The 17724-nt window shown below is 70.0% G+C and carries 15 protein-coding genes; 12 read left to right on the forward strand and 3 right to left on the reverse strand.

The window, feature by feature from the left end:
* Positions 1-112: 112 nt before the first annotated feature.
* Positions 113-1033, reverse strand: a complete 921-nt coding sequence (locus G4H71_RS09870; RefSeq protein ID WP_072739740.1) for a rhomboid family intramembrane serine protease — start codon at positions 1031-1033, stop codon at positions 113-115.
* A gap of 44 nt (positions 1034-1077) precedes the next feature.
* Positions 1078-1605 (reverse strand): peptidylprolyl isomerase, encoded by a 528-nt coding sequence (locus tag G4H71_RS09875; protein WP_072739739.1) that lies wholly within the window; start codon positions 1603-1605, stop codon positions 1078-1080.
* A 148-nt stretch (positions 1606-1753) separates the two neighbouring features.
* On the opposite strand from G4H71_RS09875, the gene G4H71_RS09880 reads away from it, so the two are divergent.
* On the forward strand, positions 1754-2617 hold the full coding sequence (locus G4H71_RS09880) for a dihydrolipoyllysine-residue succinyltransferase component of 2-oxoglutarate dehydrogenase complex (protein ID WP_139183337.1): 864 nt from the start codon (positions 1754-1756) through the stop codon (positions 2615-2617).
* 51 nt (positions 2618-2668) lie between these two features.
* Here G4H71_RS09880 and G4H71_RS09885 read toward each other — a convergent pair whose 3' ends face one another.
* On the reverse strand, positions 2669-4369 hold the full coding sequence (locus tag G4H71_RS09885; RefSeq protein WP_083343289.1) for an alpha/beta hydrolase: 1701 nt from the start codon (positions 4367-4369) through the stop codon (positions 2669-2671).
* A 130-nt stretch (positions 4370-4499) separates the two neighbouring features.
* Between G4H71_RS09885 and G4H71_RS09890 the strand changes: the two genes are divergently transcribed.
* From G4H71_RS09890 to nuoI, 11 genes are all read left to right on the forward strand, one after another.
* Complete coding sequence (locus G4H71_RS09890) at positions 4500-6437, forward strand: acyl-CoA dehydrogenase family protein (RefSeq protein ID WP_072739737.1); 1938 nt, start codon at positions 4500-4502, stop codon at positions 6435-6437.
* Between the two features lie 93 nt (positions 6438-6530).
* A complete protein-coding gene (locus G4H71_RS09895) occupies positions 6531-7757 on the forward strand; it encodes an enhanced intracellular survival protein Eis (protein WP_072739736.1) in 1227 nt (408 codons plus the stop codon).
* Between the two features lie 34 nt (positions 7758-7791).
* Complete coding sequence (locus G4H71_RS09900) at positions 7792-8232, forward strand: Rv3143 family two-component system response regulator (protein WP_185280458.1); 441 nt, start codon at positions 7792-7794, stop codon at positions 8230-8232.
* 110 nt (positions 8233-8342) lie between these two features.
* A complete protein-coding gene (locus tag G4H71_RS09905) occupies positions 8343-8699 on the forward strand; it encodes an NADH-quinone oxidoreductase subunit A (protein WP_072739735.1) in 357 nt (118 codons plus the stop codon).
* A 74-nt stretch (positions 8700-8773) separates the two neighbouring features.
* A complete protein-coding gene (locus G4H71_RS09910) occupies positions 8774-9343 on the forward strand; it encodes a NuoB/complex I 20 kDa subunit family protein (RefSeq protein ID WP_072739734.1) in 570 nt (189 codons plus the stop codon).
* A complete protein-coding gene (locus tag G4H71_RS09915) occupies positions 9340-10029 on the forward strand; it encodes an NADH-quinone oxidoreductase subunit C (protein WP_072739733.1) in 690 nt (229 codons plus the stop codon). The genes G4H71_RS09910 and G4H71_RS09915 overlap by 4 nt, the downstream gene beginning before the upstream one ends.
* Positions 10029-11339: an NADH dehydrogenase (quinone) subunit D gene (nuoD, locus tag G4H71_RS09920; protein WP_072739732.1), complete on the forward strand. Its 1311-nt coding sequence runs from the start codon at positions 10029-10031 to the stop codon at positions 11337-11339. Before G4H71_RS09915 ends, nuoD begins: the two co-directional genes overlap by 1 nt.
* A complete protein-coding gene (gene nuoF, locus G4H71_RS09925) occupies positions 11336-13378 on the forward strand; it encodes an NADH-quinone oxidoreductase subunit NuoF (RefSeq protein ID WP_072739731.1) in 2043 nt (680 codons plus the stop codon). The genes nuoD and nuoF overlap by 4 nt, the downstream gene beginning before the upstream one ends.
* A 2-nt stretch (positions 13379-13380) precedes the next feature.
* Entirely contained in the window at positions 13381-15837 is a 2457-nt protein-coding gene (locus G4H71_RS09930; protein ID WP_072739760.1) for an NADH-quinone oxidoreductase subunit G, read from the forward strand.
* Complete coding sequence (gene nuoH / locus G4H71_RS09935) at positions 15834-17123, forward strand: NADH-quinone oxidoreductase subunit NuoH (RefSeq protein ID WP_083343290.1); 1290 nt, start codon at positions 15834-15836, stop codon at positions 17121-17123. Before G4H71_RS09930 ends, nuoH begins: the two co-directional genes overlap by 4 nt.
* Positions 17116-17685: an NADH-quinone oxidoreductase subunit NuoI gene (gene nuoI, locus G4H71_RS09940; protein WP_072739730.1), complete on the forward strand. Its 570-nt coding sequence runs from the start codon at positions 17116-17118 to the stop codon at positions 17683-17685. Before nuoH ends, nuoI begins: the two co-directional genes overlap by 8 nt.
* Positions 17686-17724 lie beyond the last annotated feature (39 nt).

Genomic DNA, 17724 nt, shown 5'->3' on the forward strand with positions numbered 1-17724 from the left:
CCCCCGGTGGGTGAAAGTGCCCTTCGACTGATCTGACAGGTCAAAGGGTCCCTTCACCCAAGGGGTGAGGCGCGGGGTGAGGGGCGGGGTGAGTGGGGGGCCAGGGTTGGGGTCAGAGGCCCATCTGGTCGCGCAACTGCACGATGCGTACGCCGATCAGCCCCAGCGTCACGAGGCCGACGATCGCGAGGGAGGACCACCCGATCGTCACCACCTTGTCCCGCTGATTTCCGGCGCCGAGCCAGCCCGGCACGTACAGCAGGCCGGCCGTCGCTGCGGCGCCGGCGAGCAGGCCGCCGAGATGGCCCCAGAACGAGATACCCGGGATCGTCACGCTGATGACGACGTTGAGGACGATGATCGCGATGATCGGGGTGGGGCTGCGGCGCATCTTGAGCAGGATCAGCAACTCCGCGCCGAGCAGGCCGAACACCGCACCGGACGCACCGGCCGTCACCGAGATCGTGTCGAACGCCATCACCGCGGCGGAACCGCCGAGGATGGAGATCACGTAGACGGCGGCGAACCGGGCACGGCCCAGAACGAACTCGACGTCCCGCCCGAAGATGTAGAGGGCGAACATGTTCACCGCGAGGTGCATGAGGCCGAAGTGCAGGAACCCGCTGCCGACGACACGCACCCATTCGCCGAGCGCCACGTACGGCGAGAACAACGCCCACGCCTCGAACAGCGACGAGCCGCGATGGTTGTCCATGATGCTGCGCGACTGCGCGACGGTGACCAGGAACGCCAGGACGTTGAGCCCCATGAGCGTGTAGGTCGCATACGGTTGCGCGCGCTGCGACTGCAACGGTGCACCGGCGACGGTGCGCGCCTGCCGCACGTCCTTGCGCCCGGCCGCGACGCAGTCGACGCACTGGTATCCGACGGACGCCTCGCGCAGGCAGTCCGGGCAGGAGGGGCGGCCGCAGCGCGTGCACGCCAGCCCGGTCGGTCGATCGGGATGGCGGACGCACCGCGGCTGAAACGGCGCACCTTCGTTCGCAGCGCCGCCCCAGCCGGGGTTCGTCATCGAGAGATGTCCTCTACTTCGGTTTCTTCAGTCGGTCGGGATTCTCACTCGACCGTGACGCTGTTGATCACGACCGGCTCGACCGGGCGGTCACCGCGGTCGGTGGCGGTGGTGGCGATCGCGTCGACGACCTTCTTCGACTCCGCGTCGACGACCTCACCGAAGATGGTGTGGCGCCGGTTGAGGTGCGGCGTCGGGGTGACGGTGACGAAGAACTGCGAGCCGTTGGTGCCCGGGCCCGCGTTCGCCATGGCGAGCAGGTAGGGACGGTCGAACTGGAGCTCGGGGTGGAACTCGTCGCCGAACTTGTAGCCCGGTCCGCCGGCACCGGTGCCGGTCGGGTCGCCGCCCTGGATCATGAAGCCGTCGATGACGCGGTGGAAGGACGCGCCGTCGTAGAACGGGCCGGAGTTGCCGCCGGACGCATTCGCCGTCGAGTACTCCTTGGTGCCCTGGGCGAGGCCCACGAAGTTCTCCACGGTCTTCGGTGCATGGTTGCCGAAGAGCTCGATCTTGATGTCGCCGCGGTTGGTGTGCAGCGTCGCGGTTGCGGTCTTATGTGGTGAAGTCACTCCCCCATCGTGCCATTCACCCGTTTCCGGCACGAGCGACGGTGCCGCTCGCCGTCCCGCCCGGCCTGCCTCTTCCTGCCCGGATCGAACCCGTGACGCATCCGGCCGCTGCCCACCGCGCGGACCGGACTGTGCATAGAGTGGGTTCATGACTCGAGCGCCGCAACTCCCCGAGACCGTGTCATCCCTCCAGCCCGCGGTGGACACCGCCGTGGACCGCGTCGAGGACGTCACCGCGAAAGCGAAGGAGGCCGCAGTCCGAGCCTCGGAATCCGAGACCGTGGAGAAGGCACGCGGGCTGGCGACCGCCGCCGCACTCGCCGCCGCCCGCGGCCTCGGTGCCACCGGGCTGTTCCTCGGCCGCGAGGGCGCGCACCTCGCGAAGGCGGGCGTCGACAAGGCGCGCGCGGTTCCCGCTGCCCGCGCCGCACGCGCCGCTCGGGAGCAGGCCGTCGAGGAGGCACAGACGAAGAAGTCCCGCCGCACGCGTCGGCTGGTCGTGTTCGGTGCGCTCGCCCTGGCCGCGATCGGTGGTGCGATCTTCGCGCGCAGCCGCCGCAACGAGCACCCCCCGGTGGCGCCGGCTCCCCCGTCGATCAACGACCTCCTCGACGCGCAGCCCGCCGCCGACGCCGAGGTCGGCGCGGAGAAGCCGAGTCCGGCCGACAACGGGGCCGCGAAGCCGGCCGCTCCGGCCCCCGCGAAAGCGGAGAAGGCGGAGAAGGCGGAAGAGCCCAAGGCGGACGCCCCGAAGCCGGCGACGCCCAAGGCCGAAGCACCCAAGACCCCGGAACCAGCACCCGAGACCGAAGCACCCAAGCACGCAGCCCCGAAGAACCCGGCTCCCGCGAAGGACACCTCGGAGAAGGACACCCCCGAGCCCGGGGCCCCGAAGGGCGAGACGGCACCGAAGCCCACCCCCAAGCCGAAGCCTGCTCCCAAGCAGCAGCCTGCCCCCAAGCAGCAGCCTGCTCCCAAGCAGCAGTCGTCCGAGAAGCCGTCCGACAGCTGATTCCCGCGGCTCCTCGCACCTCTACCGGGTGGTGCACGGAGCGCCGAGGGCTCACCCGCCCAGAACCACCCGCAACCGCTCGGTGTCGGCGGCCGTCCACTGTTCGGGCTGCAGGATCTGCGCCCACAGGTCGACGGCGTCGGCACCGTAGTTGTGGCCGTGACCGGACGGCACGTCCGCGGAGAACACCATGTCCAACGTCACCTGCCAGAACGTGACGAACGGAATCCAGCTCATTCCCGGATCGACGTCCGCGCCGAGCGGCTCCCGCAACCAGTCCGGGCGCTCGAGCAGCAGATCGAAGCCCCACCAGGTGATGGGGTCGCTCGCGTGCTGCCAGAACACGATACGGCGGTCGTCCCACGGTCCGGGTAGTTCGAGGTCCGCGGGATCCGCGGCGAACCGGATGTCGCGGCCCTCGTCGACGACGGGGAGCCGCTGGTACGAGCCGGCGTCGCGATGGTCGGTGATGTAGCGCCACTGCTCGGTGAAGCCGGGGGTGCCCACCCACAGTGCGCCGTCGAGCCGGGCCAGCATGTCCTGTCCCCCGGAGAACGCGGACTGCCCGCCGTAGGAACCGAGGCTCTCACCGAAGGCGACCAGGCGCGGGCGTGACTCGACGGGCAGTTCCGACCAGCGCTCGTAGACCGCCTCGAACAGAGCCCGTCCGGCATCCATCGGGGTCTGCCGGTCGGCGATGAAGGCGAGCGGGCTCGGCAGGAACGAGTACTGCATCGACGCGATCGCGGTGTTGCCGTCGTTGACGTACTCGAACGCGGTGGCCACGTCCTCGTTGACCCAGCCGCGACCGGTGGTGGTGACGACGGCGAGCACGTCCCGTTCGAATCCGCCGGTGCGGTCGAGCTCGGCGACGACGTTGTCCGCGATCGCCTCGACCGTGCCCGCGGATTCACGTCCGGCGTACGCACGGACGGGTTCGAGCGCGGGACGCCCGGTGAACGCGCCGATCTCCTGAGCGGACGGCCCGCTCGCGACGAACGTCCGCCCCTCCTTGCCGAGCGAGCTCCACGCCTGAGCCGATTCCGGCGACCCGGACTTCTCCGGTGCCGTGGGCGGCACGACGCCCTCGGCCGTCCCCCGGTCCGCCGCGGCGAAGCTCGTGTTGGCCCGCTCCAGCAGGAAGTCGTAGAGGACGCCGTTGACTAGGAACACCGACACCGACACGACGACGACGACGGCGGCGAGCCGGGCGACGACGACGGGAACGAACCGCCCCACGAACTCGGAGGTGCGGTTCGTCGCCACGCGCAGGCCACGGCCCGCCGACAACAGCACCACGAACACGACGAAGGCGAGGACGACGACGAGGATGTACTGCGAACGCGCGTCCTGGTCTGCGCCGACGAGTTCGCGGACGATCTGCTGCCACCACGATCCGAGCACCACGAACGTCGGGATCACCACGACGGCTGCGGCCGCGAGCGACCACCATCCGATGCGGCGCCAGGCCGCGGGCCACTGCGGGTGCACACCGCAGCGGCGCAGGATCCATGCGATCAGGCAGCCGAGCCCGTATCCGGTGACGACGCCGATGCCGGTGGCGACCGATTGCAGGTACCACGGGCGAGGCAGCAACGACGGCGACATCGACCAGACGAAGAACAGCAGGCCGAGCGCCAGACCCACCGGATGCATCCGTTGTGCCTGACGAACGAACCATCCGCGGGCGGCGCGGGCGGGCGGAGGCGTCGGCGTGTCGTCAGCCTTCGGCACGGTCAGGGTGTCGGACATGCGCAGATAGTAAGCGCCCGGCAAACCCGGCACCGGACGAGGACGGCGCCCGAGTCCCGGATATCGTGATGCACGTCACATCAATCGTGGATACTGGCGGGTAGGGATTCCCCGACCCGGAGGCACCACCATGACCGACCCCGTACACGTCACCGAGGAACAGGCCCGCGCCGTCGCCGAGGAGGCCCGCGAATCCGGTTGGGAAAAGCCGTCGTTCGCGAAGGAATTGTTCCTCGGCAGGCTGACGCTCGACCTGGTCCACCCCTTCCCGCGGCCGTCGGCGGACGACGAGGCCCGCACCGAGGAGTTCCTCGCCGGACTCCGCCGCTACTGCGAGTCCCTGGACGGCCAGGTCATCGAGAACGACGCGAAGATCCCCGACGACTTCGTCGCGGGTTTCGCCGACCTCGGCTGCTTCGGCATGAAGATCCCCCGGGAGTACGGCGGCCTCGGCCTGTCCCAGGTCGCGTACAACCGGGCCCTGATGCTGGTGGGGTGCGTGCACCCCAGCCTCGGTGCGCTGCTGTCGGCGCACCAGTCGATCGGCGTACCGGAACCGCTCAAACTCGCCGGGACACCGGAACAGAAGGAGCGGTTCCTGCCGCGCTGCGCGAGGGGCGCGATCTCCGCCTTCCTGCTCACCGAGCCCGACGTCGGATCGGACCCGGCCCGCCTGGCATCCACGGCCGTCCCCGTCGAGGACGGCGACGCCTACGAGCTCGACGGGGTCAAGCTGTGGACCACGAACGGCGTCGTCGCCGAACTGCTGGTGGTGATGGCGCGGGTTCCCCGGAGCGACGGCCACCGCGGCGGGGTGTCGGCGTTCGTCGTGGAGGCGGACTCACCCGGAATCACCGTCGAACGCCGCAACCACTTCATGGGCCTGCGCGGCATCGAGAACGGGGTGACCCGGATGAGCCGGGTCCGGGTGCCGAAGGACAACCTGATCGGCCGTGAGGGCGACGGACTGAAGATCGCCCTCACCACGCTCAACGCGGGGCGGCTGGCGATCCCGGCGATGTGCGCGGGTGCCGGCAAGTGGTCGCTGAAGATCGCCCGTGAATGGTCCGGCGCCCGGGTGCAGTGGGGCCGGCCGGTCGGTGAGCACGGCGCGGTCGCGACCAAGATCGCGTTCGTCGCGGCCACCACGTACGCGCTGGAGGCCGTCGTCGAACTGTCCGGGCAGATGTGCGACGAGGGACGCAACGACATCCGGATCGAGGCGGCACTCGCGAAACTGTGGGCCAGCGAGATGGGCTGCCGCATCGCGGACGAACTCGTGCAGATCCGCGGCGGCCGGGGCTACGAGTCGGCCGCGTCCCTCGCCGCGCGGGGCGAGCGCGCCGTCCCCGCCGAGCAACTGATGCGCGACCTGCGGATCAACCGGATCTTCGAGGGGTCCAGCGAGATCATGCGGCTGCTCGTCGCCCGCGAGGCCGTCGACGCGCACCTGAAGGCGGCGGGCGAGCTGGCCGACCCCAAGGCGTCGATGGAGGCGAAGGCCAAGGCCGCCGCGAAGGCCAGCGGCTTCTATGCGAAGTGGCTGCCGAAACTCGTTGCCGGCAAGGGCCAGCTGCCCACCTCCTTCACCGAGTTCGGTGCGCTCGCCACGCATCTGCGGTACGTCGAGCGCGCGTCGCGCAAGCTCGCCCGGTCCACGTTCTACGGCATGGCTCGCTGGCAGGCCGGACTCGAGAAGAAGCAGGGCTTCCTCGGCCGCGTCGTCGACATCGGGGCCGAGCTGTTCGCGATGTCCGCGGCCTGCGTGCGCGCCGAGATGCAGCGCAGCGACGGCGATCCCGACGCGCCCGCGGCCTTCGAGCTCGCCGACGTGTTCTGCCGTCAGGCACGGCTGCGGGTCGATGCCCTGTTCGACGAACTCTGGACCAACACCGACGATGCCGACAAGCACCTCGTGTCCGGCATCCTCGACGGCCGGTTCACCTGGCTGGAGCGGGGCATCTTCGACGCCAGCGAGGGCACGGGGCCGTGGATCTCGGAGTGGACTCCGGGCCCGTCCACCGAGGAGAACCTGGCCCGCCGGTTCCTGGGCGTTCATTCGGTGTGACCGAGGCGGAGTTCGTTCGGTGTGACCGAGAGCTTCGTCGGCGGCTCGTAATTCGGGTGCGCTCGCGGTGGCGTCCTGCCAGGATCGGTGTACATGAGCACTCCCGCCCCGACCGTCCGTACCGCCGTCGATGTCCGCACGGCCACCGATTCCGACTGGCCCGCCGTCGAACTCATCGATTCGGTGGGCTTCGGCTATCACCCGGTCGAGGCGGATCTCACGCTCGCCCGGACGTTGACCCGCACCGAGGACGTGGTGCTCGCGACCGCCGAGGACGTCCCCGTGGGTGTCGCGATGGACCTCGGCTTCGATCTCACGGTGCCCGGCGGTGCGCAGTTGCCGACGCGCGGCGTGACGTGGGTGTCGGTGGTGCCGACGCATCGACGGCGCGGCGCGTTGCGCGCCCTCCTCACCGAGCTGCACACGAAGATCGCCGCGACGGGGGCACCGCTCGCGGCACTCACGGCCAGTGAGGCGGGGATCTACGGCAGGTTCGGCTACGGCCCGGCGACGGTGCTCGACACCGTCCGCTTCGATCGCCGCTTCGCCCGGTTCCGGGACAGCACACCCGATCCCGGCGGCGTGTTCATCGCCGACGCGAAGTCCGCCGCGGAACGTCTGCCCGGCATCTACGACCGGTGGCGGCGGCTCGTGCCCGGTGCGCAATCGCGGCCCCAGGCGCACTGGGACCACACCTTCGCCGACCCCGAGGCCCATCGCGAGGGCGCTTCGGCGCTGTTCTTCCTCGTCCACCCGGACGGCTACGCCACCTTCCGGCGGGCCGGGGGAAGCGGCGGAAAGGAGGCGGCCACCGTCGTGGACGAGCTGGTGGCGGTCACCCCGGACGCGCACATCGCCCTGTGGCGGGCGCTGTGCGGGCTCGATCTCACCGTGACGATCGAGGCACACCTACACGCCGACGATCCGTTGCGTCTGCAGCTGACCGACTACCGCCTGGTGCGCACCACCGGACGCGCGGACGATCTGTGGCTGCGCATCATGGACGTGCCCGCCGCCCTCGAGGCCCGCACGTACGCGGCCGACCTGGAGACGGTCATCGAGATCCGGGACCCGTTCCTGGATGCCGGCGGGACGTACGCCCTCACCGTCCGGGACGGCCGCGCGCAGTGCCGACGGACCGACGCCACGGCCCGGGTGTCGACGGATATCGACGTTCTCGGCAGCCTCTACCTGGGCGGGCACCGGGCACGCACGTTCGCCGCGGCGAACCGGCTGTCCGCGGCCGATCCGGCCGAGGTCGCGGCGCTCGACATCGCGTTCGGCGCCGAGCGTCCGGCCGTCCTCGGCTGGGGTTTCTGACGCCGTCGACTCCGACGATCGGCACGTTCATCGCATGAGCGGCCGGGCGTTCGCCCGGCGACCCGATACCCTGGGCGACGTGACCCACGACACACCACTGCGCGTTCTGGTTTACAGCGACAACCCGCACACCCGCCGCCAGGTGATGCAGGCGCTCGGGCGACGCCCACACCCGGATCTCGCGGAGTTCGCGTACGTCGAGGTCGCCACCGGCCCGATGGTGATCGAGTACATGGACGCCGGCGGGATCGATCTGGCCATCCTCGACGGCGAGGCCACTCCCACCGGCGGAATGGGGATCGCGAAACAGCTCGACGACGAGATCCCCGCTCGCCCACCGCTACTGGTGCTCACCGGCCGCCCGGACGATGCCTGGCTCGCCAAGTGGTCGCGCGCGGACGCGGCCGTGTCGCAGCCGATCGACCCGATGGACCTCACCTCCGCTGTGATCGGACTCCTCGAGCCCCACCCATGACCTGGAAGTATTCCAGTTTTGCGAGACATGCATCACATCGGTTGTAGTCTCGGGGCGTAGCTCACATTCGGCACCCGGTGGCACAGGTCCAGTGGAGAGGAGCGAGGCCGATGAACCTCTACGCGCCGATCCTCGTCCTGGGCACCATCGCCGCCGTCTTCGCCGTCGTCTCGGTGGTCGCGGCGTCGGTGATCGGCCCGAAACGCTACAACCGCGCCAAGCTCGAGGCCTACGAGTGCGGCATCGAGCCGGCGCCCCATCCCGCGGGCGGACGATTCCCGGTCAAGTACTACCTGACCGCGATGTTGTTCATCATCTTCGACATCGAGATCGTCTTCCTCTATCCGTGGGCCGTGCACTTCGACGCGCTCGGAGTCTTCGGCCTGATGGCGATGGCCCTGTTCGTCTTCAACGTAGCCGTCGCCTACGCGTACGAGTGGCGCCGAGGGGGCCTCAGTTGGGAATAGGCACCGTCCTTGACACAGGCACCGTCCTTGACACAGGCACTGTCCGAACAGAGCCGGAAGCGAGCTGAGACGTCATGGGTCTCGAGGAGAAGTTGCCGAGCGGGTTCCTGCTGAGCACCGTGGAATCCCTCGCCGGCTACCTACGCAAGGGGTCGCTGTGGCCCGCGACGTTCGGTCTCGCCTGCTGCGCGATCGAGATGATGGCGACGACGTCGGGCCGCTTCGACATCGCCCGGTTCGGGATGGAGCCGTTCCGCGCCTCGCCCCGTCAGGCCGACCTGATGATCGTCGCCGGGCGGGTGAGCCAGAAGATGGCCCCGGTCCTGCGCCAGGTGTACGACCAGATGGCGGAACCGAAGTGGGTTCTGGCGATGGGCGTCTGCGCATCCTCCGGCGGGATGTTCAACAACTACGCGATCGTGCAGGGCGTCGATCACGTCGTCCCGGTGGACATCTATCTGCCCGGTTGTCCGCCGCGGCCGGAGATGCTGCTGAACGCCATCGTGATGTTGCACGAGCAGATCCAGCAGATGCCGCTCGGCATCAATCGGACGAACGCGATCCGGGCGGCGGAGGCGGCCGCACTCGCCTCGACGCCGACGATCGACCTGCCGCTGACCACCCGGGGCGGAGGCGTGCGATGACCGAACAGGAGGATCGGAATGCGCGCAGCGGCCGAGAAGTGATCGACGTCCGGCACGGCATGTTCGGCGTCCGCGGCACGGGTGACACCTCCGGCTACGGCGGACTGGTCCGGCCGATCACGTTGCCCGGCAGCACCCCCCGCCCCTACGGCGGGTACTTCGACGAGGTCGCCGACGTCCTCGAGCCAGTCCTCGTCGAGGCCGGCGCCGCGTCGGCGATCGAATCGGTGGTGATCTTCCGCGGCGAACTCACCTTCCACATCCGGCGGGAGCACCTGCCGGTGGTGGTGCGGGTGTTGCGCGACCATCCCGACCTGCGGTTCGAGCTGTGTCTCGGGGTGAGCGGGGTGCACTATCCGCAGGACACGGGACGTGAACTGCACGCGATCTATCCGCTGATGTCGGTCACCCACAATCGGCGGATCCGGCTCGAGGTGTCGGTGCCGGACGACGACCCGCACGTCCCGTCCGTGTGCGCGGTGTACCCGGCCAACGACTGGCACGAACGCGAGACCTACGACTTCTTCGGAATCCTCTTCGACGGGCACCCGTCGCTGACCCGCATCCAGATGCCCGACGACTGGGAGGGGCATCCGCAGCGCAAGGACTACCCGCTCGGTGGTGTCCCCGTCGAGTACCACGGTGCCCGGATCCCTCCACCGGACGAGCGGAGGGCCTACCACTGATGAGCGACCGGCAGTTCGAGGGTGGCGGTGTCGTCTACACCGTCGGAGGCAACGACTGGGACGAGATCGTCGACGCCGCTGCGCGTGAACGGAACGAACGCATCGTCGTGAACATGGGTCCGCAGCATCCGTCGACGCACGGGGTCCTGCGGCTGATCCTCGAGATCGAGGGCGAGACCGTCACCGAGGCGCGCTGCGGAATAGGCTATCTGCACACCGGAATCGAGAAGAACCTCGAGTACCGCAACTGGACTCAGGGCGTCACGTTCGTCACCCGGATGGACTATCTCGCACCGTTCTTCAACGAGGCCGCGTACTGCCTGGCGGTGGAGAGCCTGCTCGGTGTCACCGACGAGGTGCCCGAGCGGGCCACCGTGGTGCGGGTGCTGCTCATGGAGCTCAACCGGATCTCCTCGCATCTGGTGGCTCTGGCCACCGGAGGGATGGAACTGGGTGCGGTCACCGCGATGCTGTTCGGTTTCCGTGAACGCGAACTCATCCTCGACGTCTTCGAGGCGATCACCGGTCTCCGGATGAACCACGCGTACATCCGGCCCGGGGGGCTCGCCCAGGATCTGCCCGACGACGCGGTGCCCCGCATCCGCGAGTTGCTGCGGATCCTGCCGGGCCGCTTCCGCGACCTGGAACTGATGCTCGACGACAACCCCATCTGGAAGGCGCGCACCCGAGGCATCGGCTACCTCGACCTCACCGGGTGCATGGCCCTGGGCGTCACCGGCCCCGTCCTGCGCGCCACCGGCCTGCCGCACGATCTGCGCCGGGCCCAACCGTACTGCGGGTACGAGACGTACGAGTTCGATGTCGTGACGGACCCGGGCAACGACTGCTACGGCCGCTACCGAGTCCGTGTGGACGAGATGAAGCAGTCCCTGAAGATCGTCGAACAGTGCCTCGACAGGTTGCGTCCCGGCCCGATCATGCTGGACGACAGAAAGATCGCGTGGCCGGCGGACCTGAAGCTCGGGCCGGACGGACTCGGCAACTCGCCCGAGCACATCGCCCACATCATGGGGTCGTCGATGGAAGGCCTCATCCACCATTTCAAGCTCGTCACCGAGGGTTTCCGGGTACCGCCCGGGCAGGTGTACGTCGCGGTGGAGTCGCCCCGCGGGGAACTCGGCGTGCACGTGGTCAGTGACGGAGGGACGCGCCCGTACCGGGTGCACTACCGGGACCCGTCCTTCACCAACCTCCAGGCGGTCGCCGCGATGTGCGAGGGCGGCATGGTCGCCGACGTCATCGCGTCGGTGGCCAGCATCGACCCGGTGATGGGAGGAGTCGACCGATGAGCGATCCGGTGTTCGTCGCCCTCGGGCCGCGTCCCGAGGAGCCGGCGCAGGTGTTCCGGCCCGGGGCCCGCCGCAGCTATCCGCCGGAGGTCCGCGACCGGCTCGGGGTGGACGCGAAGGAGATCCTGGGCCGGTATCCGCAGCCGCGGTCCGCGCTGCTGCCGCTGCTGCACCTCGTCCAGTCCGAGGACGGCTACATCACCCCCGCCGGTATCGAGTTCTGCGCCGACCTGCTCGCACTGTCCGGAGCCGAGGTCCTCGCGGTGGCGAGCTTCTACTCGATGTACCGGCGCGAGGAGACCGGCCGGTACCTGGTCGGGGTCTGCACGAACACGCTGTGCGCGGTGATGGGTGGGGACGCCATCCTGGACTCGCTGTCGCACCATCTCGGGGTCGAGCCCGGAGAGACCACCGCGGACGGCGCCGTCACCCTCGAACATCTCGAATGCAACGCGGCCTGCGACTACGCACCCGTCGTCATGGTCAACTGGGAGTTCTTCGACGACCAGACCGTCGACTCGGCGCTGGCTCTCGTCGACGAACTCCGAGAGGGTGCCCCCGTCACCCCGTCCCGCGGTGCACCGCTGTGCTCGTTCCGCGAGACGTCCCGGGTGCTGGCCGGCTTCCCGGACCCGCGGCCCGGGGCCGTCGACGCGGCGCCGCCCGGCGCGGCCACCCTCGCCGGGCTCGAGGTCGCCCGCGAACGGGAGACGGCGCTCACGCCGGTGCTCAGCGAGTACTGGGACGAGGAGCGCTCCTGGACCCTGGACGCGTATCGCGGGCACGACGGCTATCGAGGCCTGCAGATCGCGTTGGACATGCATCCCGATCAGGTCATCGCACAGGTCAAGGACGCCGGGCTGCGCGGCCGCGGTGGCGCCGGGTTCCCGACCGGGGTGAAGTGGGGCTTCATTCCCCAGTCCGGCACGGACCCGACGCGGCCGGGGGACGGTGTCCCGCACTACCTGGTGGTCAACGCGGACGAGTCGGAGCCGGGCACCTGCAAGGACATGCCGCTCATGCTCGCCAACCCGCACGCCCTGGTGGAGGGCGCGATCATCGCCGCGTACGCCATCCGCGCGAACCACGCCTTCATCTATCTGCGCGGCGAGGTGGTGCCGGTGCTGCGGCGCCTGCACGAGGCGGTCGCGCAGGCGTACGACGCCGGGTACCTGGGCCGCAACATCCTGGACTCCGGATACGACCTGGAACTGGTGGTGCACGCCGGGGCCGGGGCCTACATCTGCGGCGAGGAGACGGCACTGCTCGACTCGCTCGAGGGGCGGCGCGGCCAGCCGCGGCTTCGGCCGCCGTTTCCCGCCGTCGCCGGCCTGTACGCCTCACCGACGGTGGTCAACAACGTCGAGTCCATCGCGAGCGTGCCGTCGATCCTCGTTCGCGGCGGCGAATGGTTCCGGTCCCTGGGCACCGAGAAGTCCCCCGGTTTCACCCTGTACTCCCTGTCCGGGCACGTCACGCGGCCGGGCCAGTACGAGGCGCCGCTCGGGATCACGTTGCGCGAGCTGCTCGACTACGCCGGGGGCGTGCGCGGCGGGCACCGGCTCAAGTTCTGGACGCCGGGCGGCTCGTCGACTCCGCTCTTCACGGACGAGCATCTGGACGTGCCACTCGACTACGAGGGTGTCGCGGCGGCCGGGTCGATGCTGGGGACCAAGGCCCTGCAGATCTTCGACGAGACCACCTGCGTGGTGCGGGCGGTGTTGCGCTGGACGGAGTTCTACGCCCACGAGTCGTGCGGCAAGTGCACCCCCTGCCGGGAGGGCACGTACTGGCTGGTGCAGATTCTGCGGAGGCTCGAGGCGGGCGAGGGCGACGCCGAGGACCTCACGAAGCTCCTCGACATCTCCGACGCCGTCCTCGGCAAGTCGTTCTGTGCCCTCGGCGACGGCGCGGCCAGCCCGATCATGTCGTCGCTGCAGTACTTCCGCGACGAGTACGTCGCGCACTTCGAGGGTCGGGGATGCCCGTTCGACCCGGACGCATCGCGCCTGGCCCCGCAACCCCTCAGGGAGGTGTGACGATGACGGTGGCCGAAGGCACGAGCGAGAGCGGCACGACACCCGCCGAGACGGTGACCGTGACGATCGACGGTCACGAGATGTCGGTGCCCGCAGGGACTCTGGTCATCCGGGCCGCGGAACTGATCGGCATCCAGATCCCGCGATTCTGTGATCACCCCCTGCTCGACCCGGTCGGGGCCTGCCGGCAGTGTCTGGTGGAGCTCGAGGGCGGCCGCAAACCGGTGGCCTCGTGCACGACGCCGGTCGCGGACGGCATGGTGGTGCACACCCAGCTCACCTCGGAGACCGCGGAGAAGGCGCAGCGCGGCGTGATGGAACTGCTGCTCATCAACCATCCCCTGGACTGCCCGGTGTGCGACAAGGGCGGTGAATGCCCGCTGCAGAACCAGGCCATGTCCACCGGGCGGCCCGAGTCCCGGTTCGACGGCGCCAAACGCACGTTCCCGAAACCGATTCCACTGTCCACCGAGATCCTGCTGGACCGGGAGCGCTGCGTGCTCTGCGCGCGGTGCACCCGGTTCTCCGGCCAGATCGCGGGTGACCCGTTCATCGACCTGCTCGAGCGGGGCGCGAACCAGCAGGTGGGGATCTACGGGGGCGGAACCGGGACGGCCGACGGCGAACCGGACGCCGCGGAAGGGCAGCCGCTGGATTCGTACTTCTCCGGGAACACCGTCCAGATCTGTCCCGTCGGGGCGCTCACCAGCGCCACCTACCGCTTCCGTGCCCGCCCCTTCGATCTGATCTCGAGCCCCAGCGCCTGCGAGCACTGCGCCTCCGGCTGCGCGCAACGCACCGATCATCGACGCGGGAAGGTGCTGCGCCGCCTCGCCGGGGACGATCCCGAGGTCAACGAGGAGTGGAACTGCGACAAGGGGAGATTCGCGTTCGCCTATGCGCGAGAACGTGACCGGCTCGACTCCCCGCTGGTGCGGGGCGAGTCCGGCGAACTGGAACCGGCCTCCTGGTCGGAGGCGCTGGCGATCGCCGCTCGCGGACTGTCCGCCGCCCGCGGTTCCACCGGAGTACTGGTCGGCGGGCGCTGCACCTGGGAGGACGCCTACGGGTACGCGAAATTCGCGCGTATCGCGCTGGGCACCAACGACGTCGACTTCCGCGCCAGGGCCCACTCCGCCGAGGAGGAGCAGTTCCTCGCCTCCCGGGTCGCCGGGCGGCGCGGCGAGGTCACGTACGCGGACCTGGACCGGGCCCCGGTCGTGCTGTGCGCCGGTTTCGAGCCGGAGGAGGAATCGCCGATCGTCTTCCTCCGGCTGCGCAAGGCCGTGCGGCGGGGGACCACCCGCGTCCACACGATCGCGCCGTTCGTCTCGGCGGGCACGGCGAAGCTGTCCGGCAGCCTGATCCGCACGGTGCCCGGCGACGAGGCCACCGCACTCGAGGCATTGCGCGGACACGACCTGCTGCGCCGTCCCGGTTCCGTCCTCCTCGTCGGTGAACGCCTCGCGTCGGTGCCCGGCGCTCTCTCCGCGGCGACCCGGCTGGCCGCGGACACCGGGGCACACCTCGCGTGGATCCCGCGCCGGGCCGGCGAGCGCGGCGCCCTCGAGGCCGGTGCACTGCCGTCGCTTCTTCCCGGCGGGCGGCCCGTCGACGATCCGGCGGCCCGGCGCGAGGTGGCCGACGGATGGCGGGTGGCCGATCTTCCCTCGACGCCCGGGCGGGACACCCACACCACGCTCGAGGCCGCGCGCCGCGGTGAACTCGCCGCCCTGCTCGTCGGTGGCGTGGAGGCAGCGGACCTGCCCGACCCGGACCCCGTCCGCGCTGCCGCCGAATCGGCCGGGTTCGTCGTGAGCCTCGAGCTGCGCCGCAGCGCTGTCACCGACCTCGCCGACGTCGTGTTCCCGGTCGCCCCGGTCGCCGAGAAGGCGGGCACGTTCCTCGACTGGGAGGGCCGCGCCCGCACCTTCGACGTCGCCCTGGACACCGGCGCCATGCCGGACCTCCGCGTGCTGGCGGCACTCGCCGACGAGATGGGTGTCGCCCTCGGCGTCCGCGACGCCACCGCGGCCCGCGCCGAACTGGCCCGGCTCGGCGCCTGGGACGGACCGGTGGCCGCACCACCGGTGGCCGATGCCGGTCCAGCGCAGACGGCGGGGCCGGGCGAGGCGGTCCTCGCGACCTGGCGGATGCTCCTCGACGACGGACGCCTCCAGGACGGCGAACCGCATCTCGCCGGAACGGCCCGGCCACCGGTGGTGCGGATCGCCCCTGCCCTCGCGGCCGAACTCGACGTCCGCGACGGCGACCCCGTCACCGTCTCCACCGACCGCGGTGCGATCACCCTTCCCGCCGCCGTCACCGACCTGCCCGACCGAGTGGTGTGGGTGCCGCTCAATTCCCCCGGCAGCGCGCCCTACCGCCGGCTCGGCGTCGGCGCGGGCGACCTCGTGCGCGTCGCGGCCGGCGCCCGACGATCCGGGGAGGCCGAGTGACCTACGGCGACCTCTCCCCCTTCGGCATCGATCCGTGGTGGCTCGTCCTCGCCAAGGCGCTGGCGATCTTCGCGTTCCTCGTCGTCACCACGCTCGTGATGATCCTCGGCGAACGCAAGGTCCTGGCCTGGATGCAGATGCGGATCGGACCGAATCGCGTCGGCCCGGGAGGGCTGCTGCAATCGCTCGCCGACGGCGTGAAACTCGCTCTCAAGGAGGGCATCACACCGAAGGGAGTGGACCGGCCGGTCTACATGCTGGCACCGATCATCGCCGTCGTCGCCGCCATCATGGCGTTCGCCGTCATCCCGTTCGGGCCGGTCGTGTCCGTGTTCGGGCACCACACTCCGCTGCAACTGACCGACCTGCCCGTCGCCGTGCTCTACATCCTCGCCGTCACCTCCGTCGGGGTGTACGGCATCGTCCTGGCGGGCTGGGCGTCCGGTTCCACCTACCCGCTGCTCGGTGGTCTACGCTCGACCGCCCAGGTCATCTCCTACGAGATCGCGATGGCCCTGTCCTTCGCGACGGTGTTCCTGCTCGCCGGGACGATGTCGACGTCGGGCATCGTCGCCGAGCAGGCCGGCACCTGGTTCCTCTTCCTGCTGCTCCCGTCGTTCCTCATCTACGCCGTGTCCATGGTCGGCGAGACCAACCGGGCGCCCTTCGATCTGCCGGAGGCCGAGGGCGAACTCGTCGGCGGATTCCACACCGAGTACTCGTCACTGCGCTTCGCGATGTTCTTCCTCGCCGAGTACATCAACATGGTGACGGTGTCCGCGCTGGCCACGACGCTCTTCCTCGGCGGCTGGCACGCACCGTGGCCGTTGAGCCTGTGGGACGGCGCCAATTCCGGCTGGTGGCCGGTGCTCTGGTTCACGATCAAGGTGTGGGGCTTCCTGTTCCTGTTCATCTGGCTGCGCGCCACGCTCCCCCGGCTGCGCTACGACCAGTTCATGAACCTGGGCTGGAAGATCCTCATCCCCGCCGCGCTGCTGTGGGTGATGACGGTCGGGACGGCACGGGCCTTCCTCGGCGAGGGGTCCGACGCGCGTTCGGCGGCGCTCGCAGTGGCCGGCGTCGTCGTCGGCATCGGCTTCCTCGTCCTGGTCCGGAACACCGTGCGTACCGCCGGCTCCCAGGATCTCGGCGACGGCAGGTCCGACACCGAGTCGTCCCCACTCGCCTTCGACGCCTCCGCCGGCGGGTACCCGGTGCCCCCGCTGCCCCCGATCACGGACCCGGCCCCCACCAACCCCAACGACAGGGAGGGCAGTGATGCCTGAATTCCTTCGCTCCATCGCGGGTTTCGGCGTGACCTTCGGGACGATGTTCAAGAAACCGAACACCGAGTCGTACCCGGAGGAGAAGGTCCCCACCGCGCCGCGCTACCACGGCCGGCACCAGCTCAACCGGTACCCGGACGGGCTCGAGAAGTGCATCGGCTGCGAGCTGTGCGCCTGGGCGTGCCCGGCGGACGCCATCTACGTCGAGGGTGCCGACAACACCGAGACCGAACGCTTCTCTCCCGGTGAGCGTTACGGCAGCGTCTACCAGATCAACTACCTCCGCTGCATCGGCTGCGGACTGTGCATCGAGGCCTGCCCCACCCGTGCGCTGACCATGACCAACGAGTACGAGATGGCCGACGACAACCGCGGCGACCTCATCTACGACAAGTCGCGGCTGCTCGCGCCACTCGAGCCCGGAATGGATCCGCCACCGCACGAGAGGGTTCCCGGCAGCACCGACGAGGACTACTACCGCGGCACCCTGCTGCCCCTCACGGTCGCCACGACCGCCCGCACCGACCCCGAACGGGACCATCCCGAAGGCGGGGCGCCGTGACCCCTGCGTCGTACCTCGCTGCCACGCCAATTCCCTCCA

The sequence above is a fragment of the Rhodococcus triatomae genome (assembly GCF_014217785.1).
Classification (GTDB): Bacteria; Actinomycetota; Actinomycetes; order Mycobacteriales; family Mycobacteriaceae; genus Rhodococcus_F; species Rhodococcus_F triatomae.